The 22,540-nt window shown below is 43.2% G+C and carries 29 protein-coding genes and 1 pseudogene; 9 read left to right on the forward strand and 21 right to left on the reverse strand.

Translation table 11 applies throughout. The features are described from left to right. Positions 1 to 31: 31 nt before the first annotated feature. Both M0696_RS10525 and M0696_RS10530 read left to right on the forward strand, forming a co-directional pair. Entirely contained in the window at positions 32 to 232 is a 201-nt protein-coding gene (locus M0696_RS10525) for a DUF3311 domain-containing protein (RefSeq protein WP_166852067.1), read from the forward strand. Continuing rightward, positions 232 to 1,722 carry a sodium:solute symporter family protein gene (locus M0696_RS10530; protein ID WP_222143007.1) on the forward strand — a complete coding sequence of 497 codons (1,491 nt, stop codon included), beginning with the start codon at positions 232 to 234 and terminating at the stop codon, positions 1,720 to 1,722. The genes M0696_RS10525 and M0696_RS10530 overlap by 1 nt, the downstream gene beginning before the upstream one ends. Before the next feature lie 31 nt (positions 1,723 to 1,753). Here M0696_RS10530 and ctpA read toward each other — a convergent pair whose 3' ends face one another. Further along, positions 1,754 to 3,154: a carboxy-terminal processing protease CtpA gene (gene ctpA, locus M0696_RS10535; RefSeq protein ID WP_222143008.1), complete on the reverse strand. Its 1,401-nt coding sequence runs from the start codon at positions 3,152 to 3,154 to the stop codon at positions 1,754 to 1,756. Between the two features lie 152 nt (positions 3,155 to 3,306). On the opposite strand from ctpA, the gene M0696_RS10540 reads away from it, so the two are divergent. Together M0696_RS10540 and M0696_RS10545 are read left to right on the forward strand one after the other, a co-directional pair. Next, positions 3,307 to 4,008, forward strand: coding sequence for a class I SAM-dependent methyltransferase (locus M0696_RS10540; protein ID WP_222143009.1), 702 nt, complete (start codon positions 3,307 to 3,309; stop codon positions 4,006 to 4,008). An 87-nt stretch (positions 4,009 to 4,095) separates the two neighbouring features. Further along, complete coding sequence (locus M0696_RS10545) at positions 4,096 to 4,347, forward strand: hypothetical protein (RefSeq protein ID WP_166852056.1); 252 nt, start codon at positions 4,096 to 4,098, stop codon at positions 4,345 to 4,347. A gap of 81 nt (positions 4,348 to 4,428) precedes the next feature. Here the strand turns inward: M0696_RS10545 and ldcB are convergent, their stop codons facing one another. Beyond that, positions 4,429 to 5,250: an LD-carboxypeptidase LdcB gene (gene ldcB, locus M0696_RS10550; RefSeq protein ID WP_222143010.1), complete on the reverse strand. Its 822-nt coding sequence runs from the start codon at positions 5,248 to 5,250 to the stop codon at positions 4,429 to 4,431. Positions 5,251 to 5,332: 82 nt separating this feature from the next. Continuing rightward, complete coding sequence (gene deoD / locus M0696_RS10555; RefSeq protein ID WP_166852048.1) at positions 5,333 to 6,034, reverse strand: purine-nucleoside phosphorylase; 702 nt, start codon at positions 6,032 to 6,034, stop codon at positions 5,333 to 5,335. A gap of 202 nt (positions 6,035 to 6,236) precedes the next feature. Between deoD and M0696_RS10560 the strand changes: the two genes are divergently transcribed. Then, positions 6,237 to 6,362 (forward strand): hypothetical protein, encoded by a 126-nt coding sequence (locus tag M0696_RS10560; RefSeq protein ID WP_003218142.1) that lies wholly within the window; start codon positions 6,237 to 6,239, stop codon positions 6,360 to 6,362. 38 nt (positions 6,363 to 6,400) lie between these two features. Here M0696_RS10560 and yodL read toward each other — a convergent pair whose 3' ends face one another. The 3 genes from yodL to M0696_RS10575 all read right to left on the reverse strand — a co-directional run bounded on the left by yodL (position 6,401) and on the right by M0696_RS10575 (position 7,643). Then, entirely contained in the window at positions 6,401 to 6,715 is a 315-nt protein-coding gene (gene yodL / locus M0696_RS10565; protein ID WP_003218144.1) for a shape determination protein YodL, read from the reverse strand. 60 nt (positions 6,716 to 6,775) lie between these two features. Further along, entirely contained in the window at positions 6,776 to 7,387 is a 612-nt protein-coding gene (gene pgpB / locus M0696_RS10570) for a phosphatidylglycerophosphatase PgpB (RefSeq protein ID WP_222143011.1), read from the reverse strand. Positions 7,388 to 7,466: 79 nt separating this feature from the next. Beyond that, complete coding sequence (locus M0696_RS10575; protein WP_003241581.1) at positions 7,467 to 7,643, reverse strand: YozD family protein; 177 nt, start codon at positions 7,641 to 7,643, stop codon at positions 7,467 to 7,469. Between the two features lie 120 nt (positions 7,644 to 7,763). On the opposite strand from M0696_RS10575, the gene M0696_RS10580 reads away from it, so the two are divergent. Next, on the forward strand, positions 7,764 to 7,907 hold the full coding sequence (locus M0696_RS10580) for a hypothetical protein (RefSeq protein ID WP_003218150.1): 144 nt from the start codon (positions 7,764 to 7,766) through the stop codon (positions 7,905 to 7,907). Here the strand turns inward: M0696_RS10580 and M0696_RS10585 are convergent. The 14 genes and pseudogenes from M0696_RS10585 to cgeC form a co-directional block, all read right to left on the reverse strand. Further along, complete coding sequence (locus M0696_RS10585; RefSeq protein ID WP_014114114.1) at positions 7,904 to 8,584, reverse strand: hypothetical protein; 681 nt, start codon at positions 8,582 to 8,584, stop codon at positions 7,904 to 7,906. The two genes, M0696_RS10580 and M0696_RS10585, sit on opposite strands and share 4 nt — an antisense overlap. Before the next feature lie 150 nt (positions 8,585 to 8,734). Further along, positions 8,735 to 8,959, reverse strand: a complete 225-nt coding sequence (locus M0696_RS10590; protein WP_166852045.1) for a YozE family protein — start codon at positions 8,957 to 8,959, stop codon at positions 8,735 to 8,737. An 86-nt stretch (positions 8,960 to 9,045) separates the two neighbouring features. Further along, on the reverse strand, positions 9,046 to 9,324 hold the full coding sequence (locus M0696_RS10595) for a YokU family protein (protein ID WP_222143012.1): 279 nt from the start codon (positions 9,322 to 9,324) through the stop codon (positions 9,046 to 9,048). Further along, complete coding sequence (kamA, locus tag M0696_RS10600; protein ID WP_222143013.1) at positions 9,321 to 10,736, reverse strand: lysine 2,3-aminomutase; 1,416 nt, start codon at positions 10,734 to 10,736, stop codon at positions 9,321 to 9,323. Before kamA ends, M0696_RS10595 begins: the two co-directional genes overlap by 4 nt. A gap of 31 nt (positions 10,737 to 10,767) precedes the next feature. Further along, on the reverse strand, positions 10,768 to 11,595 hold the full coding sequence (gene ablB / locus M0696_RS10605; protein ID WP_222143014.1) for a putative beta-lysine N-acetyltransferase: 828 nt from the start codon (positions 11,593 to 11,595) through the stop codon (positions 10,768 to 10,770). Beyond that, a complete protein-coding gene (locus M0696_RS10610) occupies positions 11,573 to 12,883 on the reverse strand; it encodes a peptidase (protein ID WP_222143015.1) in 1,311 nt (436 codons plus the stop codon). Before M0696_RS10610 ends, ablB begins: the two co-directional genes overlap by 23 nt. 8 nt (positions 12,884 to 12,891) lie before the next feature. Beyond that, positions 12,892 to 13,545, reverse strand: a complete 654-nt coding sequence (locus M0696_RS10615; protein WP_222143016.1) for a 3-oxoacid CoA-transferase subunit B — start codon at positions 13,543 to 13,545, stop codon at positions 12,892 to 12,894. Further along, on the reverse strand, positions 13,530 to 14,219 hold the full coding sequence (locus M0696_RS10620; RefSeq protein ID WP_166851654.1) for a CoA transferase subunit A: 690 nt from the start codon (positions 14,217 to 14,219) through the stop codon (positions 13,530 to 13,532). Before M0696_RS10620 ends, M0696_RS10615 begins: the two co-directional genes overlap by 16 nt. 6 nt (positions 14,220 to 14,225) lie before the next feature. Next, on the reverse strand, positions 14,226 to 15,560 hold the full coding sequence (locus tag M0696_RS10625; protein ID WP_222143017.1) for an aspartate aminotransferase family protein: 1,335 nt from the start codon (positions 15,558 to 15,560) through the stop codon (positions 14,226 to 14,228). Next, positions 15,541 to 15,697 (reverse strand): annotated as a pseudogene (locus tag M0696_RS21140) (hypothetical protein). The gene M0696_RS10625 and the pseudogene M0696_RS21140 overlap by 20 nt, the downstream one beginning before the upstream one ends. Next, positions 15,691 to 15,882 (reverse strand): YjcZ family sporulation protein, encoded by a 192-nt coding sequence (locus M0696_RS21145; protein WP_376768343.1) that lies wholly within the window; start codon positions 15,880 to 15,882, stop codon positions 15,691 to 15,693. The pseudogene M0696_RS21140 and the gene M0696_RS21145 overlap by 7 nt, the downstream one beginning before the upstream one ends. A 1-nt stretch (position 15,883) precedes the next feature. After that, on the reverse strand, positions 15,884 to 16,663 hold the full coding sequence (cgeE, locus tag M0696_RS10635; RefSeq protein ID WP_222143018.1) for a spore maturation N-acetyltransferase CgeE: 780 nt from the start codon (positions 16,661 to 16,663) through the stop codon (positions 15,884 to 15,886). 28 nt (positions 16,664 to 16,691) lie between these two features. Next, positions 16,692 to 17,972 (reverse strand): spore maturation glycosyltransferase CgeD, encoded by a 1,281-nt coding sequence (gene cgeD / locus M0696_RS10640; protein WP_222143019.1) that lies wholly within the window; start codon positions 17,970 to 17,972, stop codon positions 16,692 to 16,694. A 64-nt stretch (positions 17,973 to 18,036) separates the two neighbouring features. Continuing rightward, the gene (cgeC, locus tag M0696_RS10645) at positions 18,037 to 18,339 is read right to left on the reverse strand and encodes a spore maturation protein CgeC (protein ID WP_248601945.1); all 303 of its coding nucleotides are present in this window, start codon (positions 18,337 to 18,339) and stop codon (positions 18,037 to 18,039) included. Positions 18,340 to 18,545: 206 nt separating this feature from the next. On the opposite strand from cgeC, the gene cgeA reads away from it, so the two are divergent. Continuing rightward, complete coding sequence (cgeA, locus tag M0696_RS10650; RefSeq protein WP_166851636.1) at positions 18,546 to 18,941, forward strand: spore crust protein CgeA; 396 nt, start codon at positions 18,546 to 18,548, stop codon at positions 18,939 to 18,941. Between the two features lie 6 nt (positions 18,942 to 18,947). After that, complete coding sequence (gene cgeB, locus M0696_RS10655) at positions 18,948 to 19,901, forward strand: spore maturation protein CgeB (RefSeq protein WP_166851633.1); 954 nt, start codon at positions 18,948 to 18,950, stop codon at positions 19,899 to 19,901. A 70-nt stretch (positions 19,902 to 19,971) separates the two neighbouring features. Here cgeB and M0696_RS10660 read toward each other — a convergent pair whose 3' ends face one another. Beyond that, positions 19,972 to 21,120, reverse strand: coding sequence for a phytase (locus tag M0696_RS10660; RefSeq protein ID WP_222143021.1), 1,149 nt, complete (start codon positions 21,118 to 21,120; stop codon positions 19,972 to 19,974). A gap of 368 nt (positions 21,121 to 21,488) precedes the next feature. Between M0696_RS10660 and M0696_RS10665 the strand changes: the two genes are divergently transcribed. Then, on the forward strand, positions 21,489 to 22,514 hold the full coding sequence (locus M0696_RS10665; protein WP_248601946.1) for an SDR family NAD(P)-dependent oxidoreductase: 1,026 nt from the start codon (positions 21,489 to 21,491) through the stop codon (positions 22,512 to 22,514). The last annotated feature ends 26 nt before the right edge of the window (positions 22,515 to 22,540 follow it).

The following is a 22,540-nucleotide window of genomic DNA, read 5'->3' on the forward strand; positions in this document are numbered from 1 at the left end:
TGAGCATTATCATGGTTCAGGAGGAAAGTAAATGGTTAAAAAAGCACTTATTGTTATTCTCATTCTTTTACCATTCGCTCAGCTTGCGCTATTGCCGCTTGTGAATCGAATTGAACCCATTATTTTCGGCCTTCCGTTTTTCCACTTTTGGCTGCTAATGTGGATTATCATTACGCCGTTATGCTCGTTTGGCATTTATCAGATGCAAAAAAAAGATGGAGGACTTGAATAATGCAAGGGAATCTGACTGCACTTCTCATTACAGCTATTATCGTTTTAACCGTTGTCTGTATCGGATTTCTCGCCGGAAGAGACAAATCCTCACGCGCCTCGGTGGAAGAATGGTCTGTCGGCGGCAGACGTTTTGGCGGTCTTCTCGTCTGGTTTTTAGTAGGCGCTGACCTCTATACGGCCTATACTTTCTTAGGGTTAACCAGTACTGCTTTTACAGGCGGAAGTGTAGCATTTTTTGCTATTCCTTATTCTGTTTTGGCCTACTTTATCGCCTACTTCTTCCTGCCTAAACTTTGGAAAGTTGCGAAAATTCATAAATTAACGACACTTGCAGATTATGCACGGGAACGTTTTGACAGTAAGCTTTTAGCAAGCCTTGTTGCCATCGTCGGTGTACTCATGCTTATTCCATACATATGTCTTCAGCTGAGCGGCATTCAAGATACGCTCCAAGTTGCCGGCACCGGGTATATTAACGTAAAATTCGTTGTGATCATCTCATTTATTCTTGTTGCTCTTTACACATTCTTCAGCGGGATTAAAGGGCCTACATTTACGGCTATCATTAAAGACATTTTAGTATGGGTCATTATGCTGTTTATGGTGGTGTCCCTCCCTCTTATTCATTTTAACGGCTGGACGCCAATGATTGACACGTTAGTGAAGGAAGCGCCGCATATGCTGACGATACCGACAGAAGGGCCAAAAGGCATTCCTTGGTTTATCACAGCATCTATTGTTTCAGCACTGGCACTATTTATGTGGGCACATGCCGCTACAGGAGTTTTCACAGCGAAAAGCGCCGATGCAGTAAGAAAAAACAGTATGTTTTTGCCTCTTTATAATATTGTGTTAATTTTGGTCATTTTTCTTGGCTTTATCGCCTTTCTTGTCCTGCCGGAAGATACAAACCCAAGACTGGCGCTGCTGCATTTGATTCAAACATCTTATGGCGGCGTGACACAAGGTTTTGCATATGCCACTATTGCACTTGCTTCATTGATTCCTTGTTCCATCATGGCAATCGGGGCATCAAATTTATTCGCCAATAACCTATATCGGGATTTGATTCATCCGAATGTGTCTCAAAGCAAGCTGACCCTCATCACACGTTCAATGGTGTTTGTTGTCATCGGCCTTGCGCTTCTGTTTGGAATGCTGTTCCCGACTGCCTTAGTGACACTTCAGCTATTAGGTGTATCTGGCATGGTGCAAATCTTCCCGGCGATTGCTGTCAGTCTATTCTGGAAGCATCAAACCAAAGAAGCGACGGTTATCGGATTATTAGTCGGCCTTGCGGTAACGTTTATTGTATATGCCACTCAATCCGCACATGGCATTTATGAAGGGTTCTGGGGATTGGCCGCCAACATCATCGCGGTGGTTATTCTGAATCCGCTGTTCGTCAAAAAGGCAGGGTCCAATCCTGTCATTGAAGGTTTATTTGGTAAAAAACAAGACGCTAACCCGAATCAAAAGGGTGCATAAAAAAACCATACGCGGAAACCGCGTATGGTTTTTACATTTCTTTTTTCAGTGTTCCAATTGCTTTTTCCATTTGCGTATCATTATTTGACAGCTTCTTTTGAAGTTCTGTCATTAATTTCATTGTTGTATCGCCAGTCAGTACACCTGTTTCTTTCAGCTTCTCTTTTTTCTGGAACTGTTTAACCACAGATACAAAATCCTGGTCGTACGTACTGTTAACCTTTACCTTGTAGCCAAGTGCTTTGAACATTTGCTGAGCTACTTTGACGTTTGTGCCTGAATCACCTGATTTATACGTTTTATCCGCGTCCAAATACGGCAGCTTCGCGTAATCAGGCAGCTCTGCTTTCACTTGAGGCTTGACGCCTTTTTTGTGAATCCATTCACCGTCGGCAGTCAGCCATTTGGCGATTGTCAGTTTGACGGTAGAGCCATCTTCATATTCTTTTGCTGTTTGCACTGTGCCTTTGCCAAATGTCGTTTCGCCGATTAACGGTATGCCTGACGACTCATGAAGGGCAGCTGCCATAATTTCCGCAGCGCTGGCTGTGCCGTCATTTACTAAAACGACGGTCGGCTTGGTCACTTTTCGTTCTTTTTCGGCCTTCATGACTTCTTTTGAACCGTTTTTGTATTCAACCTGCATGATGTTCTTACCCTTATCGATAAACAGGTTGCTCATCGTAATCGCCTGATCCATTAAGCCGCCCGGGTTGCTCCTCAAGTCTAAAATATAGCCTTTGGCGCCTTTTTTCTCTAAACTGTCAATCGCATCTGTCAGCTCTTTAGCAGTTGTTTCAGAGAAAGAAGTGATTTGGATTTCGCCGATGTTGTTGTCTTTCATCTCGGAATAGACGGTCTCTACAGGAATGGTATCGCGTTTAATGGAAAGATCGATATTTCCGACTCCCGCCCTGTTCAGCTCAAGCTTCACTTTTGTGCCCTTTTTGCCGCGGATTAAAGCGACGGCTTGATTTACATTCATGCCTTTAACGCTTTTCCCGTTCACCTTCAGGATTTGGTCCTTCGGTTTGATTCCGGCTTTTTCAGCAGGTGAACCTTTAATTGGCGACACAATAAGGATTTCACCGTCTTTCTCCTCTACTTGGGCTCCGATGCCTTCAAAGGATGCAGAAATCGTCTCGTCGAATGATTTTGCTTCCTCTTGATCCATGTATGTGGAATACGGATCATCCAGAGATTGAATCATTCCTTTAATTGCTCCGTCTACTAATTTGTCATCATCTGTTTTTTGGTAATAATCACTTTTGATTTGCTCATACGCTTTATTTAATTTGTCGAACTTGCTGTCTCCCGTGCTTGCTGATTTCTGGCCCAGGATACTGGAATTGCCCGTAATAAATAAAGTAAGCGCTGAAGCGACAACCGCAGTGATCAGCACAATCAAAAACAGTTTAAATTGCCGTTTCAATTAAACACCACCTTTTTCTTCTTACAATATTATCATGGACGAATACTTATTCGTCAACTCGGAGCAGAAATGAAAGAGAAACGCCCTTCTTTCGCATTTCATAAACCTATGTCTTTATACGACATATGATAAAGAAAAAGGAGGATTTGATATTGAGCCGATATTTAGAAATGCTGTCCTTATTCGGTGTCGCGGGCGCGCATCCAGGCGGGCTTGCTTTTTCAAAAGCGGTATTGCAAAAGGCTGCACCCTCCCCGAATCAGCCGATACTTGATGCCGGATGCGGAACAGGCCAAACTGCGGCTTACTTAGGACATTTACTGTATCCTGTAACAGTCGTTGATAAAGATCCTATCATGCTTGAGAAAGCGAAAAAAAGATTTGCAAATGAAGGGCTTGCCATCCCTGCATATCAAGCGGAGCTGGAACACCTCCCCTTTTCTTCTGAGTCCTTTTCCTGCGTCCTGTCAGAATCGGTTCTCAGTTTTTCCCATCTCACATCCTCCCTTCAAGAAATTTCAAGAGTATTGAAGCCCGGCGGGATGCTGATTGGTATAGAAGCAGCTTTAAAAAAACCGATGCCCCCTGCAGAAAAAGAGCGAATGATAGATTTCTACGGTTTTACTTGCCTACATGAAGAAACCGAGTGGCATAAAATCTTAAAGTCTTATGGCTTTCAAAGTACTAAAGCGATAACACTTCTTCCGGACGACATGGAATTTGAGCCAACCACAGAAATGGATTTATCGCAAACGATTGCTCCTATTTATTACGATACGCTTCAAACACATTATGAACTCATGCAGATATATAGCGAGTATATGGGTCATTGTATCTTTATCGCGTATAAGTAAAACGGCGTATCGCCCCCTGTTTTCGTCCAACCTTTTTCTCCTATCTATCATATGCTGGTAGAAAGTCAGTTTAGGAGGGACACAATATTGGAAAGATATTACCATCTTTGCCGAAACCATCAAGGTAAAGTCGTCAGAATTACAGAGAGAGGCGGAAGAGTTCACGTCGGCAGAATTACCCGTGTCACAAGAGACAAAGTATATATAGCTCCGGCCGGCGCAGGGCCAAGAGGCTTCGGTTACGGATATTGGGGCGGTTATTGGGGATATGGAGCGGCTTACGGTATTTCCCTCGGTTTAATTACAGGAGTGGCTCTGGCTGGTTTATTCTTCTGGTAAGCATAGAATAACTATCTATTTAATGCTAGATTCACTAGACACAATGAAGCCCGCTTATCAATTGTAAGCGGGCTTTCTCTTTTAGATTTTCTTCACTTTTTCAAAGTATTCTTCGAGCGTTAAATCATTATCTTGGATGACCTTTGCAGCCTTTTTGCCTACATAACGCAGATGCCATGGCTCATATTCATATTTCGTGATATCTTCTTTATTTTTCGGATAACGAATGATAAAGCCATATTTATAAGCATTGTCCTGTACCCATTTTCCGTCTGCCGTGCTTCCGAACGCTTCATTTAGCTCAAAGCCATTGCTCCGGCTCGAAATGTCCATCGCAAGGCCTGTTTGATGCTCGCTCTCACCCGGGTAAGCGACCGCTTCCTTCGCCTTCTTTTCCCCTTTTAGGCTTACTTCATTGTCAAAAATGACTTTCTGTCTGTCATACGAACGATAGCCCGAGACAGCTGCCAGTTCATAGCCTTCCTTTTTCGCAGCATCGAACATCGTTTTTAATGCATCGGCCGCTTCTTTTCTGATGTAACGTTTTTGAATCTTTTCTTCAAAAGAAAACTCTACATCAGGTATGACTAGATCGCTAGGTTCATAGTTTCCGGGCAGTGCGTATTGTTTATTGACAAGCGCGAGTATATTTTCTGGATTTTGAATGGTTTCCAGACCGTCTACTTTTTTAGTGTTATTGAAATATTTGCTTTCCAATGAAAACTCATTGTCTTGAGTGTTTGTTTTTTTGCTGTCAGCTGTTTTTTGTTCTGTTTGCTTTGTTTCTGCTGTGGTTTTCGTATCCTTTTGAGCATCTCCATTCGACATGCTGCAGCCGGCTCCGACTATTGCCGTTACACTCAAAGCGGCAGCCAGTGAGAACCATTTACCGGACTTTTTCATATTACATTACCTTCCTTTTATCAATCATTTCCGCATTCACAAAGAAGAGGCTGCCGGCACCCAGCACGCCTCTTGATTTATTTTATTGTGATACGGAATGTAAAGCCACTTCTATCATATCATGAAATGTAGTTTGACGCTCTTCCGCTGTCGTTTCTTCTCCTGTTAAAACGTGGTCACTCACGGTGAGAATTGACAGCGCTTTTCTTCCGTGCTTCGCTGCTAATGTATACAACGCAGTTGTTTCCATCTCAACACCCAGCACACCATACTTTGCAAGCTTTTCGATTTGCGAATCGTCATTGTAGAACTGATCAGCTGTAAATACGCTTCCTACCGTCACCGGCACGTCTTTATCCTTTGCAGCATCATAGGCATTTTTTAAAAGCCCGAAATCTGCGCAAGGCGCAAAATCGATGCTTCCGAAAGCGACTCTGTTCATTTGTGAATCAGTTGAGGAGGTCATAGCCAAAATGACGTCCCGCACTTTGACATCTTTACGGATAGCGCCGCAAGAACCTACTCTTATTAGATTTTGCACGTCGTAGCTTTGAATTAATTCATTCACATAAATTGAAATAGACGGAACGCCCATTCCCGTGCCTTGCACGGAGATTTTTTTGCCTTTATATGTACCCGTAAATCCATACATGCCTCTCACTTCATTGTAGCATTCTACATTTTCAAGATACGTTTCAGCAATAAATTTTGCTCTGAGAGGGTCTCCCGGCAAAAGCACTGTATCCGCAACCTGTCCTTTTTCAGCACCTATATGTACACTCATCTCATATCCTCCTGTAAATCTAAATTATCATCCAGTCCGTTCATTTTACAACGAACATCATGATGAGACAAACTTCAGCATTGATTATAAAGGAATATGGCAAAAAAAGAAATGTTCCGAGGCCGTTTGGGCACTTCCTGAGAAAAACGGGATAATCGGCGTGTTTATTTGAAAACCTAACCGCAGGAAGGAGGGATAGGACATGGGTAAAAAACAGCGCAACCGGATCACCGGACAAAAAAAGAACAACCACATACCTGCAAAGGACGTAATTGCAGCTGAAGAGGCACACGGGAAAGAGTATTCCGCTGCCAAACGCAAGCCTTAAACTGCAGAAAACTGCGGAAATCCGCAGTTTTCTTTTCGTTATGTCGTTTGTACAATCAGACGATTAATTTTTCTCCATCCGGCGGGAAGCAGTTTGTAATATGTTTTCCCTTTTCTGCCTTCATCAATCAGAATCACGTCCCCTGTGGCCATAAATCTCGCATCATAATCACTTGGAACGGTGTCAAATACATTAAATAAAGAGAATGCTCTTTTCAGCACGTCTTGATGATCGCTCCCGTTGAGTTCAGTTCGATAGACGGCTCTGTAGCCCTTTTTTTCGCCAAACCGGGGTGTCTGAAATATTGTCACGTCATAGGAACAAGACTTCTTTTTAAACACGGATAACATCATCAAGATCCCCTCCCTTTTATTTCTTTAACATATTGGCGTTTTTGTCACGTTTTCCTCTCTCTATTTTTGTCGAAACCGCTTCATCTTTTCGTCAAAACCTTTTACAAGGAAAAACAGAAGCAAACCAAGACTAAAGCCTCCTAACACGTCGGTTACAAAATGAACCCCCAGGTAGACTCTGCTTATGCCGACCAAAACTGTGATCAAACCAGCTATTGTATATACTATTTTTTTATGTTTGGACAAAAACGGGAGATGTTTCACTAAAAAGTAGGCAATGACAGGATAGACACAGGCAGCGTTCATAGAGTGGCCGCTCGGAAAGCTGAAAGATGATTCATGAACCAGCGGTGCAAAATCAGGCCTCACTCGTTCGATCCATTCTTTTAAGACTTTGTTTAACAGCCGATCTGCACCAAATACCAAGAGCATCAAAAGGCCGTCCCATGTTTTTCTGTAAAAAAACAGACCAGCTCCAATGATCACGATAAGAGGGAGCAGAAAAGAAGAAGCACCAAGATGCGTAATCCCTGTCATGACATCATTAAGCCATGGCTGACGGATCAAAACAGCTGCCTTGCTTATCGCTTCATCCGCTGATTGAACAGCATTTGTATGAATGGCCGCAGCTAGTAAAAGAAAGAAAAGAAACAGACTAACGGGCTTGTACAACAATTTAACCACCTCGATTTCACAGAAGTCATAAATCACAAATAATAAAACCGGAGCTGATCGCTCCGGTTTTTGAACCTCAATCATCTTCATCCAGCTCTTCATCTATCATACATTTTTCTATCAAATAATCAAAGGTAATATCAGCGATTTCAAACAGCTCATCCTCACTCGGTATGTAGCCCCGTCTTGCAAGCTCTCTGTAAAAAAATTCAGCGATTTCTTCCGTATCAATCACAAGATCTATTTCTTTCATCTCCGTACCGCCTCCTTTTTTATGTTTTATGAAAAAACAGGCTGAATTATACCCTGTGTTCTAAACAATTCTTTCAGTCATATACATTGAATAAAAAACTAGCCATGGGAGGCTGACGCAATGATTGCTAAAATGATGGAAGCATTGGACGGAGAAAGATTTGATATCATAATGGAAAAAACGCTCAAAGGAATGACGCATGTGATGATTTGGGGCTGTCTGCCTTATTTTTTATATGTCTTGATCCGTATGTTCACAAACTAACTGAAATGTTCTTTTAAACTTTCCAGAACAAACATCATCATATCTTTATATTCTTCATCTCGAAACATTTCATACAGAATTTTGTAGTCATTGTAAATATCCAGAAGCTCATCAACAATTGATACAGCAAGGATGTGAAGGGTATCTTGATCTTCATCATCGCCTTCAAACTGAAGAAGAGCAGACGATGCGATATCTTCGCCGATCTCATGGCCAGTTTCTCCGACATAGTGGACAAACAAAAGCTGGTGTACAAACTGGTCCATTTCATATTTTCTCAGCACCAGCGTGAGATCCTCTTCCTCCGTTTCAAGCCACTCTCCATCCTTTAAACGGGTCAGCTCATAAATAATATCTTCCCAGCCATCTTCTAAATATCTCCAAATTTCTGTTCTATGGCCAATAATGCGAAAGAGTTCTTTTCCATAATCTTTGACATAAACGACGTCCCCAATAAGGAATTCATACTCAATATCAAGCTTTTCCATGTCGACAATGACACCCTCATAATCTTTATAAAGCTGAATGGACGATTCAAAGTATAAGACTTCATTATGATTCACTTCATAAAGATAATGTTTATCAATTTGGTGTACTTTTGTGATGGTGCCGACTGTTCCATACATAATGACGACTACGATATCCCCTACTTGGAATTTCGGTTTATTTTGCTTCATGGTGTCTCCCCCTCGCCGCAACATTTCTCATACGCTATCGTATGCCGGGTGACGCCAATTCGCATGGGCATGAAAACCAAAGGAAATATCCAATTATGGTATGGGTGAGGACATAAAAAAATCCGCAGTGATCTGCGGATGAAACAAATATTATCTGCCGTGCACCTCAGCCTCGTATAAATCCCAAGCTTCATCAAACGTCGCCATCGTGTGAAGGTAATCAGCGTTTAGTTCCAAATATGAACTGATTTCATGATAATCGGTTGAGGTTTTCGGAAAGCTGTGGTCCTCATACGCCTGATTGGCAAATTCACTGATGCTGTCCTGCGGCTTCGGGTGTCTGTATTTCAATAAATAGTGATAAAAGGATTTCATGGGTTTCCCCTCCTGGTGTCTGTCTTTTGTTGTTCTATTATACAGTTCAAGTGTAAAATTACAACAAAAGAATACCGAAACATCATTCAGGAGAAGTCAAAATAGTTGCGTTTCAAAATCCTTTCTTTCTCCATGAGCTGCTGATATGTCAGGCTTTCAGGCAGTTTTTTTGTTTGAATCAAAAGCAGCTGATCCTCAATCTCCTTAATCGTGGTTTCCTCTTGATAGGTCATTCCGCAGGAAGCACACACCATGGCGGGAGTGTCTGTCAGTTCTATGGCTCTAGTTCCGTCAGGGAGCTCCCAGTACACTCTGTTCTTGCCAGAGACCGCTTCAAGTTCGCCGCACCATTCGCATATTTTCATGAAGAATCGCCCCCGCTTTCAGCCTCTTTCAGTTTTTTCTGCTGCGCCAAAAATTTCTTTTCTTTTAGCTGGTCTCTTTTCTCACGCCGGTCTTTTAATGTTTCATGCTCCGGATTCGATGTGTATGCCTCTCTCCTTTTGATTCTGGCTACATTTTCTGGTGTAAAAGACACCTCTTTGTCAGCAAAAATAGCACTGAGCCCGATCGGCTCCTTTTTGTCAGCGATTTCAGGGAAAACGGACTCGAAATAGGCGTCGGCCTGGTTAGGGATATAATTCTCCGGTTCCGGATATGACGTAATCACACCTTCAAAATTTCTTAAGATGACTTTGTCAGGGCTTTGCGACAGTACATAGTTTGGCTGCAGGGCGATTTTCCCCCCGCCGCCTGGTGCATCAACGACAAAGGTAGGAACGGCATAGCCTGAGGTATGGCCTCGCAGCCCTTCAATAATCTCCAAACCTTTGGAAACAGGAGCTCTGAAATGCCCGATGCCTTCTGAAAGATCACATTGATAAATATAATACGGACGGACTCTGATTTTTACCAAGTCGTGCATGAGCTTTTTCATGATTGGAACGGAATCATTAATACCGGCTAACACGACGGCCTGATTTCCAACCGGCACTCCTGCGTTCACCAGTTTTTCACAGGCCTCAACGGATTCCTCTGTCATTTCGATGCTTGTATTGAAATGGGTGTTCAGCCAGACCGGATGATATTTTTTCAAAATCTCGCACAGCTCATCGGTGATGCGCTGCGGAAAGACGACCGGCGCCCTTGTTCCGATTCTGATTACTTCCAGATGCGGAATGCTGCGCAGCTCTTTTAAAATGTATTCTAAAATTTGGTCATTGATTAGCAGTCCGTCACCGCCTGAAATTAAACAATCGCGGATTTCGGGTGTTTCCCGGATATAAGCAATTGCAGCATCAAGCTGTTTTTTAGGAACTCCCATTCCGATTTGTCCGGAAAAACGTCTTCTTGTGCAGTAGCGGCAGTACATGGAACATTGATTGGTGACAAGAAACAGCACGCGGTCGGGATAACGGTGCGTCAGACCGGGTACTGGTGAATCTTCATCCTCATGTAGCGGGTCTTCCAGATCGTATTTTGTTTTGTGCATTTCTTCAGAAAGCGGTACAGACTGCATGCGGACCGGGCATCTTGGGTTATCGGGGTCCATTAAAGAAGCATAGTAAGGTGTAATATTTAAGGGGATCGTTTTGGTTGAAATTCTGACGCCTTCCTCTTCATCTTCGGTCAAGTTAATGACTTTTTTTAAATCATCTAACGTTCTTACCGTATGTGTCAGCTGCCAAAGCCAATCGTTCCATTTCTCTTCCGGAACGTCCTTCCATAACTCTATCTCCTTCCAATGCCGTTTCGGTTTGTACCATTTGTTTTCCAAATGAATTCCTCCTTGTGCATCATTTTTTGACTTACAGGTGCTTGCACCAAATATTCATGTTTTCAAGACCTTCCGCTATATAGCAATTATTGATCAGCCTTCCTCCGTACTGATAACCGGAATGGTACAACACAGCATTCATCCCAAAAGACGCAGCGCGGGCGAGAGAAAATACATGAAAGATATTCTCTTCAGCCATATCTTTTTCTAATGCCTCGATTAAAAAGCTTGTCAGCGAATGGCCTCGATATTCCGGAAGCACAGCGCAGTCGGTTATTTCTGCATGCCCCAGCTCTGGATTGATTTCCGCGCTTGCTGCGCTGATCAGGCGGTCATCGTCAAGCATGACATAATACATCGTATTTGTATTCATCGTCTTTTCAATATAAGCAGGGTCAAATACCGGGGTCGGGTACGTACGGAATACTTTTTTATACAGCATCGATAGCTGATACATGTCGTTCATTTCTGCTTTTCTCATCGTAAAGGCGGGTGTATTATCGCTGCGGAAGCGAGGTGCTGAGCGATATAAAGCTTCGATCGTTTCCTGTTCCTGTATATAAGAATCTGTTTGTCTCCGGTTTTCTGTGAGGTAACGGACCATGACACAAGCCGGGTGGCCGAGATAATAGCCCTTGAGAAAACCCTCCGGCACAAACAAATGTTGGGCTAGCACTGCCTCATCATGCTGTTTCGTATAGACGATGATTTTTTCCGCATCCTCTTCTTTTGCCGCTGCCACGATATCAGGCAGAGCCTTCTCAATGGCTCCGTCATAACGAACCACTCTGATTCGTTTATTAAAGCCGTCGAGGTCCAGAACCGCTGTAACACCGTTACTCTTTATCGACTTGAGCATCCGCATCCTCCCCGTCTGTATGAAGTCCGCACCAATCCATAACAAAAAGTGCAATGATTTTAGCAGATTCTATCATGGCTTCAATCTCAATGTATTCATTTGCCTGATGAGCTGTTTTTGTTTCCCCAGGCCCGAAGACAATCACTGGCGTATCTCCTGCATGGTATAAAAGCCCTCCGTCCGTTCCCCATGGCGAAGCTTCGATGATTGGCTCTGTCTGTTTCGTTTTTTGATAGGCTGATTGAAGCACTGAAATTAAAGGGTGATCATCAGGTAAATCATTCGGCAGCCATTGAGCGCCGAACCATTCTACTGTTACCGGATGGCGTTTAAACCATTCGTCATGGTATTCTAAATCCTTCAGCCAGTTTTCCAATTCAAGTTTTACTGCTTCTGGTTTTTCATGGGGAGCAATTCCGCATCTTCCTTCTATAACGACACGGTCTGCAACTGAAGAAGGCCATGCACCCCCTGAGATGGTGCCGATATTCACTGGTACCGGTATTGGGACATTGTCATACAGCGGATCTGAAATTCTCGCATTGCGGACTTTCTCCAGCTCTTGTATGGCTGTGATAACGTGCATGCTTTTTTCAATCGCACTTACACCCTCATAGCGTGTGCCCCCATGTGCCGCTAACCCCTTCACTGTGATCCGAAACCACATTGAGCCCTGCTGCTTTATAAATAGTTTCATATTTGTCGGTTCTGGGATCAGTGCCCCGTCAGCACGATAGCCTCTCATGATGGCAGACAGTGTTCCCGCACCGCCGCACTCTTCATCTACAACACTTTGAAACAATACATCTCCCTTCAATTTAACATCGCAGGCGTGCAGGGCTTCTAAAGCAAAAAGAAGGGCTGTATTGCCTCCCTTCATATCCGTTGAGCCGCGGCCGTATATTTTACCGTCTTCTTCGAAAGCTTGATACGGTTCATACTTCCAATCCTTTACGCTTCCTTCAGGCACAACATCGATATGACCGTTTAAGATCAGCGACCGGCCCCCGCCCGCTCCCGTTTTTTTTGCAACGATATTCGGGCTTTCATGAAAATCGGAACGGTCTGATTTAAAGTAGGGATGCTGTTTTAATTGCTTTAGGCTTGGCTCCCACACGTCAATGTCCATGTGAAATTGCCGCAGCTTTTCAAGCACAACAGCTTGGGCATGAAACTCAGAGCCCAAAGTGCTTTTTTCTCCAATCAGCCTTTTGAGAAGACGAATGGCTTTGGCAGAATGCTGATCAAGCCACCCGGTTACTTTTCTCTCAATGTCTTGCATCCTCATTCCCCCTTTTAAGAAAAAGGCATATCTATTTTGATTTCAGCGTCAGTCAGCCTTGTTACCTCGTCGATTGTCGAGCCATTCATCAGCTCTTTTAAAATGAAATGATGGGCTCCGACCTCAAGAACAGCTTTTTCAGTAATGATCAAATCTACACAGCCTGCTGCAGTTAACGGAAGCGTGCATGTTTCTGTTAATTTAGGCCTTCCCTTTTGATCTGTATGACTCATGACGACAACCACTTTTTTCGCTTTTTGGGCCAGTTCCATCGCTCCGCCCATGCCCGGCACCTTTTTTCCCGGGACAAGCCAATTTGCCAAATCACCTGACTGGCTCACCTGCAGGGCTCCTAAAATCGTAATGTCAATTTTGCCTCTTCTAATCATCGCAAAAGACATTGTTGTATCAAAATAAGACGCCCCTTTTACAGCGCGGACAGGATAACCCGCAGCGTTGCATAAATGTTCATCCTCTTCACCCTTTCCGGGGCTTTCGCCAATGCCGAGCACTCCGTTTTCCGCCTGCAGCATGACCTGCATGTCAGGCGGCAAAAAGTTCGGCACCAAGGATGGGATGCCGATACCGAGATTTACAATCATGCCCGGCTTGATTTCAGACGCGGCCCGCTTTGCGATCTGCTCTCTCTCTGCTACTCCCAAGCCCATTTCCACTTCACTCCTTCGCTTCTCACAACCCCCTCGACAAAAACCCCCGGTGTGACAATCATTTCTTCGGAGATCTCTCCCATCGTAACAATATGTTTAGCCTCGGCAAAGGTTCTCCTGGCGGCCATTGCCATAAGCGGATTCATATTGCGTGCTGTTTTGTCATACGTTAAATTGCCGAATTCATCGGCAATGTGCGCATTGATGAAAGCAAAATCAGCCGTCAGCGCCTCTTCAACCAAGTATCGCTTGCCAGCCACGGACACGATGTCCTTTTCCTCACAAACCATTTGATTATCAATACCGACGTCTGTTAAAATGCCGCCGAGTCCTGATCCGCCCGCGCGAATCCGTTCTGCGAGCGTTCCCTGCGGTGAAAATTGAACCTCTAACGTCCCGTCTGTCATCTGTTTTCCGGCTACAGGATTGGAACCGATATGCGATGCGATCAGGGTTTTGACTCGTTTATTGACAATAAGCGGGCCGATCCCTATTTCCGGGAACCCGGCATCATTGCAAATGACGGTTAAATCCGTTACGCCGCTATCCAATATAGCTTCAATCAATGAAGGAGGCGAGCCGACTCCCCCAAAACCGCCAAACATCAGGACCGATCCGTCCTGAACATCTGCAATTGCTGTTTCGATGCTGATTGTTTTTTGAAATGGCGCCATTTGATTTCAATCCTTTTTCAGTATTTTTTCGACCGCTGCAACTGTTTCTGAAAAAATTGATGTCAGCTCTTCTACTTCACCTTCTGAAATGGTAAAAGGAGGAGCAATAATGACAGCATCTCCTTCCCCGCTGTCTATTCCCGCTTTGGCAGGATAAACAATCAGCCCGCGTTTTTTCGCCTCGCCGACAATACGCTGGGTAACCGCCTGCTCTGGCGGGAAAACGTTCTTCGTTTTCTTGTCCGCTACAAATTCAACACCTAATAGCAGACCTTTTCCGCGCACATCACCTATGATTCCGCTTTGAGACGCTCTTTCATCAAGCTTCTTTTTCAGTACAGCCCCCTTTTTTTCTGATTGTTTGATCAAGTCTTGCTTTAACACATACCGCAAAACTTCAAGAGCGGCTTTGGCTGAATAGGGATGTGCACTATATGTGTGGCCGCTCATAATCACACCTGAACCTTCTTTTATCGTTTCAATAATAGAATCAGATACAACAGCAGCGGCAATAGGCGCATACCCGGCACCGAGACCCTTCCCCAGTACAGCTATATCAGGAACGGTGTGCCAATGCTCTGTCGCGAGCATCCTTCCTGTTCTCCCAAGCCCTGTCATCACTTCGTCTGCAATAAAGAGCACTTCGTGTGTGCGGCATACTTCCATTAATCTCTCATAATATCCCGGAGGCGGAGTAATCGCTGCTCCTGCGGCACCAATAATAGGCTCAGCCACAAAGCCGGCGATAAATTGGCTTCCGATTCTTTTGATGGCCGTTTCCAGTTCATCAGCTGCAGCCTGAACAAAGTCTTCTTCCGTTCCATGATTCCGCCGATAAACATGAGGAGCTGAAATAGCGGGATATCGTTCAACGAGATGGGTGAATCGATATCTCCTTTCATAAAAACCAGATAATGAAAGCGCTCCCAAAGTTATTCCGTGGTAACTGCTCCACCGCGACAAAAAGATGGATTTTTGTGTTTGCTTTTTTTCCTGCCAATACTGTACGGCGATTTTCATAGCTGTTTCTATCGCTTCTGATCCACTGTTGACAAAAAAAGACCAATTCACATCTCCCGGCAGCTCCTGCGCCAAGAGAGCGGCTAATTGCTCGGCAGGCTCGCTCGTAAACTGTGATCGGTAAGCAAAAGACACTTGATCAAGCTGTTCTTTCAGCTTCTCAGTCACATCAGAAACCCCGTGGCCGATATTGCATGTCACCGCACCTGATGAGCCGTCAAGATATCTTTTTCCAGTTTGATCATAAACATATGAACCCTTTGCATAACTGACAACCGGATAGGCCGAACCAAGCTCCGGCTTAATCAAATAACTGCTCATGCTCCCACCTCAAAAACCCATTTGATAAATTATATGAGTGTTCAATTTGCGGCATGACGTTCCCCGCAAAATCTTTTTCACACAAAAAAAGCCTTCCTGAACGGAAAGGCTCCTTTTGAAATTTCATCATCTAGCAAATGAAAGCGGCTCCGACAATAATTAATAAAATGAACAAGACAACAATCAATACAAACGTATTGGTCCCGCAGCCAAATCCGTAACCGTATCCAGAATATCTATACATGTTGTTTTCATCCTTTCTTATCACGATATACGGCATTTTATGCGGGCCAAGTCCCAAATGGTTTGTGCAAACGCCTATTTCATGTCAGGAAATAATGAAAAACAGTATGCACCCGCTCATATTTTTTAAACGTCAGCTTTTCGTAAAAATGGGTTGCGCCGTCAGTGCTTGTAGCCACTAAATAGGCTGCTTCCATTCCTAATGATTTGGCGATGGACAGCATTTCTTTTACTAAGATACTACCATAGCCCTTCCTTTGAAACTGATCCAAAATGGCCACTTCTTCGATTTTAGCCGTTTTCTCTTTCCGATGAATGAACAACTCGCCACAGCCAATCGGAATCTTCTGTGCTTGGTCGCTGTAACAAACAACAAGGATGATTGCACCCGATTCGTAAAAAGGATATTTTCTTTTTAATTTTTGTTCAGCGATCGCTTCTCCAATATAAATGGAATCATAAATTTTCATAATAGAAGATCCATCGCTAAGGCTTTTTGCCGTCCCCCACGCCGTTAACGGATGCCCCATCTGCCCCTTCCAGTCACTAAGCTTCATGTCATATAACAGCTCATCCTCGACGACAAACCCGCTTTTGACAAGTGATTGCTTCAAACCGAGCGGAAAAACATGCAGCGGCGACACTTTTAAATGGAGATAATTCGCATCAAGCAGCTTTGGAACGGAGGGCAAAAAGTCCAGTAACCGCTCCAATGGAAACGTATCATGGAGCTGAACAAAGTTATGAGAAAAAATTTGCGGAAGCTTCGGATCTCTGTAAACGCTGTAATGATCAAACGATGCCGATTCAGACGTTAACAATATATATTGATGTTCCGTTTTTGAATAATGTCCTGTCATGAACGTCTCCTTTTAATGACCTATCCCTTTATTCAGTTGCAATATTCAATTTCTTTATAATCTCATCGTACACCGGATAAAACGGCTTTCCAATTGGAAATTGCTGAATATTTCGGAAAGAAGCGGATATGGGCTTCTGATGTAAAAAGAACTTCCTTATTACTTGTTCACTAATCGGGTGAAAGACTCCGTTTAGAAACAAAAACGGTTCGCGTTCTATGAAAAACAGCCTTCGCCCAGGCGGATTTTCGATTAATCCAGATCGTTCCCACGTAATCGGCAGCCCTTCCGGCAGCGCCTTTAGTTCTTCTTTTTCAATTGTCAGTATGTCTCTTCTTTTAAATTGATAAAACTGAAAAGCATACTGACCTACAATCCTCCTTATTTTTCCGGCTTCGATATAAAATATTGCAGGATGATCAGCTTCCTTTACCAAAATATAATTCGGAATGTTTAAAATTTTTCCAATCCCATATTGGAATATATACGGGTCTGGAACAGCCACAGTCCGATTTAGATACAACGAACTCCACCTTTCTCCGACAGGATGTCTTACACCCCGATCAAGAAAATACACATTTTGATCTGATCCTTTTACAAAAGAGCCGTCAATTAAATCGGCGGGCAGAAACCGATACGCATTTTGAAATGAATCGGGGGTTTTATAGGTTGTATCTAATACTTCATTTATCGGCAGAAATGGAGCAAAGTTGTTGATCCTGGCCCAAAAAATTGAGTCGCCATGATTCCAATGCTTCATATCGTCATCCCAATAGCTTCCATATTTATGTTGAATACGATCAAGTAACGAACGGCGATGCATAACTGAGCAATGATCGACTTGAAAAGCGGCCTGATCTAGCACTGCATTGGCATTTCTATAGAAATGTGAGATTTCCTCTCCCCGTTCGTTTACATGTACAACTTTTTGTTTTGAATAGACAACCTGTGCTTCAGGCTTATCTAAAAACGTCTGCACCATACGACTCAGCCGCTCAGGATGATAAACAGTGTCATCGGTGAGATAGGAAATGTAATCGCCGTCGGCAAATGGGAGTGCTGCGTTAATTAATGTGGCATAACGGGTTGTTTTTAATCGTTCTGCAGGATGTATGAAACTGTTTTGATAACGAATGCGCTGGTCATGAAGGTACTTGTGAATCACCGCTGTTGTTTCTTCATTAGAATGATCATCCATAATAAAAAGCTCCCAGTGATCATACGTTTGCTTCAGGACGCTTTCAATCGCTTTTTGCAGATAATCAGGTTTGTTGTAACTTGTTAAAATAATAGACACTTTTTCTCCCATCTATACAGCCCCCTATCGTCAAACATAAAAACGGCTCCGCAGCAAGCAGAGCCTCTGTCATCATTTAAAAAGCACCCCAGCTTACAATACTTGAGAGTGCGACATTCGATCTCGTGTTATTTAACGGGTTTTGAAAAATAACCAAATCAGTCAGAACCTCTTTTACGATGACGTTTTGAAGCGTATCTCCATTCGACAGATGAACTGTTGAAATCGGTACGCCAAGCTCTTTTGCAAATACGAGCTGTCGTCTGAGATCAGATGGATTTCCTTCAGAAGATGATTGACGTATGAGCAGAATCAGCAAAAGCAGAATAAAATGAAGTTCATCTTGATTTTCTTCTTGATTCACGTGTTCTAAATCCAAACAATCCCTCTCCCTTTTCCTTATACTCTGTTTCACAATATGAAAGACTTCAATTTATGGTATAGGCTATGTCCACTCTTTTAAAAATTCAGCATTTTGCTTAAATATATTGAAAAATAGATCAGGTACGGCGTTCGACTCATACCAATTGGCAATTAGAAGAATATGATTAACGTGAGTTCACTATTGGATAGGAGGTGTGTGTAATGAGCTCTGAAAATGCACAGTTAAAAAAGGATTTGATTAAAACCCTTTTAAGCCCTTTATTCTCAACAGAAGGAGGAGTAAACGTGGATAATAATCTTAAAGATATGCTTGAAGCTGCCATTGATCAAAAAGTAGATGAAAGCGAAACCGTTACGGCTGAATCTCTTTTAGATCCTTCCCTTCCGGCAAGATGGATTTTTGCCAGAGTTACGCCAGGCACGACAATCAGCATTGTGACTGATTCCGGTGACATGATCGGCCCGGTTGTCTTTGTTGCTTTCGATCAAGTTCACGGTATCGTATTTGTAACACAGGAAAGCTCCGTCACTCCGGCAGGTCAAGCTACAACATTAATTGATGTAGACAAAGTAGAAAGCGTTACGTTCTTTTCATAACATCTGATGAAAGTCTTGTATATCCAGTCGGGATACGGAGGAATATACAGTTATTTTGATCGCTGGGCTGAAGAATGTTTTCGGAATACTCATACAGAGTATATGTCAGCAGATACACCAGAAACAGAATCTCTGGTGAAGATCGAAACGTTTCAGCCAGACTTCGCACTTATGATGGTTGGAGACCGCGTTCCTCACGACTGGCTGACCTGGTTAAAGGGTAAGGGTATTCCCGTGTATATTTGGCTAACCGAAGACCCATTTTATATTGATATCAGTCTTCAGGTGATTAAACATGCTGACGCCATATTAACGATTGAACAAAATGCCGCTCTCTATTATCGGGGGCTTGGCTTCCAGCACGTCTATTATGTTCCGATTCCAGTTAATCATCGGCTGTTTAAAAAAATGGACACCGAACATTCCTTTCATTCAAATCTGCTTATCATCGGCTACCCTTACCCTAATCGGGTTCAGCTAATGAAAGAAGCGGTACATCTGCCTTTCACGGTTCGAGTAATCGGAAAGGAATGGAGAAAATATCTGCCTAAAAAAGTGCTCAAACAGCCTCATATTGATGTCGTCAGCACATGGATTCCACCCGAACAGGCCGTTCATTATTATAACGGGGCAGACATCGTGATCAATACGCATCGGCCTTATCATTTTGCTTTCAACAAAAATAACATTCGCATCAAAAATGCCAGTTTTAATAACCGAACGTTTGATATCGCTGCATGCGAAGCATTTCAATTAACAGATTTACCCGCGGCCCATCCTTTTTCATCCTTTATTTCTTATCACAACTTCAACGATTTTAAGGAAAAAGCCGCTTTCTATCTCAACCATCCTGAAGAACGGCATAAAGTTGCGGCATCCAATTACAAAGAGACCGTACCCGCAAATACGTATGATGAGCTTCCTGAAAAACTAAAGGCGATTCATCTGGCGCTTTCTTAAAAAAATCGTTCATAGCAATGAACGATTTTTTCATTCACAGAAAAAAGCAGCTTTTTCAGCTGCTTTTTTTCTAACCATCGGAACGGTCCTTTAGCTTCCTCGGATTCACCTGTTTATGAAGATCAGGCTTTCCGCCAAGATGCTGTGCAATCTGTTCCCACGACACAATTTTGAAGTTTTGATTGACGGCTTGTCCGTTGTCGATATTTTCGCCGTCCTGCGCCACAAAAATCCCGTAAGGATATTTTGGGCCAAGTCCGAAACCGAGAACATCAATACCGTCCGTATCACTAGTACCGTCTATCTTCTCGCCATCTGTGATGTCAAAGTTGGCTACATAGCGATTGCTTCCCTGCCGTTCATACATTGCATAGCTGTTATTTCCCTGACTTGAGGCCATGAGATATCCTTTGCCGTTTGGTGCATAATAGATCGTCAGTCCTTCTATATCAGCTGTCAAATGTTCTCCTGTCGCACGGTCGATAACCTGCCCCTTTGATCCTCCGCCTGGCTCAGCATGAAATTTCCAAATGGCCTCATCTTCCTCTGCTATATACAGGTTCCCATATTCATCATCTGCAACAAGGCCTTCAGTCTGAGAATTCAATTTAAATTCGCGCACTTTTTTTCCTGTTACATAACCCTTTCCATTATCAGCAATTTCATATTGCTCAAATTCTCCTTGTTTGCCTGTCACTAATGCGTAAAATGCTCCTGTTTTCTGGCTGTGATACAGGCTGAAGCCGTATACCTCAGAAATATCAGTAGAAATAGGATGTTTCGGATCTGTAATGCTTTTCAATTTTCCTTTATCCCCGTCAATTGCATATACTTCGATTGTATTCTTTCCTTCAGACCGATTGGAGGCGGCAGCAATATCAATTTTTTCGCCGTTCAATGGAAAACCATAGCGCAGATCGACATTATTGAGCTTGCCAAATTCGTAAGAATGAAGCTGCTTGCCGTCTACATCATACACGACGAGCCCTGACTTCTTATTTGTCGTGATCAGCTTGCTTTTTTCCGGATGTTTTTCATGAACCCAAATGGCCGGGTCATCTGCTGCGTCATCGCCAGAAGCGACAGGATCTGTCTCGGTTTGCGCTGTCACTTTAAAATGATGTTCCGCATTTACATGATGAGCCGACACCGAGTTTGCTGTCAGGATAAGCAATAATCCCGCAGCAGTGCTTAGCAGCATTGTTTTTGAAACCTTCATTTGGTACCCTCCTCTTTATCACTATCACTTCTATTGTAAAATATATACAGGTGTTTAACTGTGAGGAAAATGAACCTTTTTTTATAGTGTTTCTGACTCATAAACCACTTTTGCCTACGAGGTACGTGAAATGAATCGGTCAGATTGGCTTTTGCGGCGCGAAATACAATAACATTGAAAATTTAGTACATTGTTTATTTAGTTATTTTATCCTCTAGCTGCGTCTATTTTTCCATTTTCTTTTAAAAAAGAACACTTTGTGACATGATCATTCCCCTAAATTTTGTTTTATTGGTTGCTTTCATTAACTCGATTACAAAGTTGAACATATGATGCATGGTAGAGAAACGAGAGTTGGAGGATAAGCCATGCCTAAACAGCAAACAGCAGAGCTGGAACCATTTTTCCATAACAAAACAGTTTTAGTCACTGGCGGAACGGGTTCAATCGGGAGTCAAATTGTCAAACGCCTTTTGCTGCTTACACCTAAACAAGTGATTGTGTTCAGCAAAGACGACAGTAAACAGTATGTCATGAGCCAAAAGTATGCGGAGGATAAGCGGCTTTTATTTGTACTCGGAGATGTGCGCGATTACAGAAGGGTGAATCAGGTGATGAAAGGCGTTGATATCGTCTTTCACGCGGCTGCGCTGAAACAGGTTCCGACATGTGAAGACCATCCATTTGAAGCGATCCAGACCAATCTTATCGGCGGACAGAATGTGGTGGAGGCTGCCCTTTTACACCGAGTGCAGCATGTCATCAATATCAGCACAGATAAAGCTGTATCTCCTGTGAACACAATGGGTGCCACCAAGCTGTTATCCGAAAAGCTGTTTCATCAAGCAAACCGCCACGTTCAAAACAGAGGAACCGTGTTTTGTTCAGTCCGCTTCGGAAATGTTCTCGGCTCAAGGGGTTCGGTCATCCCTATTTTATTTGAACAAATGATGGAGGGTGAACCGCTGACCATCACAGACAAGAACATGACCAGATTTTTCATGTCAATAGACGATGCGGCTACCCTGACATTGCAATCAGCTGCTATTACAAAAGGCGGAGAAACCTTTATTTTTAAAATGGAATCACTGAAACTTGAAGAACTGATTCATGGGTTTGAAGAATATGCATCGCAGCACGGGCTTCCGCGGCCGGCTGCAGTAGAAGTCGGCAAACGTCCAGGTGAAAAGCTTCACGAAGAATTAACATCTCCTCATGAAATTGAATTACTGTATGAATGGGGCAATCTTTATGCGATCCTTCCAGAACCTGAAAAACATCCTGATTTTCGCAAAGTCAATCTGCCTGGGTATCAATCAAATCAAGCCCCTCTCATTACAAAAGACAGAATTGCCCAGATTATTGAAGAATTGCATCAAGAAAAAAAGGCATAAAAACAAGCCTGTCTATCCATTAGGCA

This window comes from Bacillus rugosus, assembly GCF_023238245.1.
Taxonomy (GTDB): Bacteria; Bacillota; Bacilli; order Bacillales; family Bacillaceae; genus Bacillus; species Bacillus rugosus.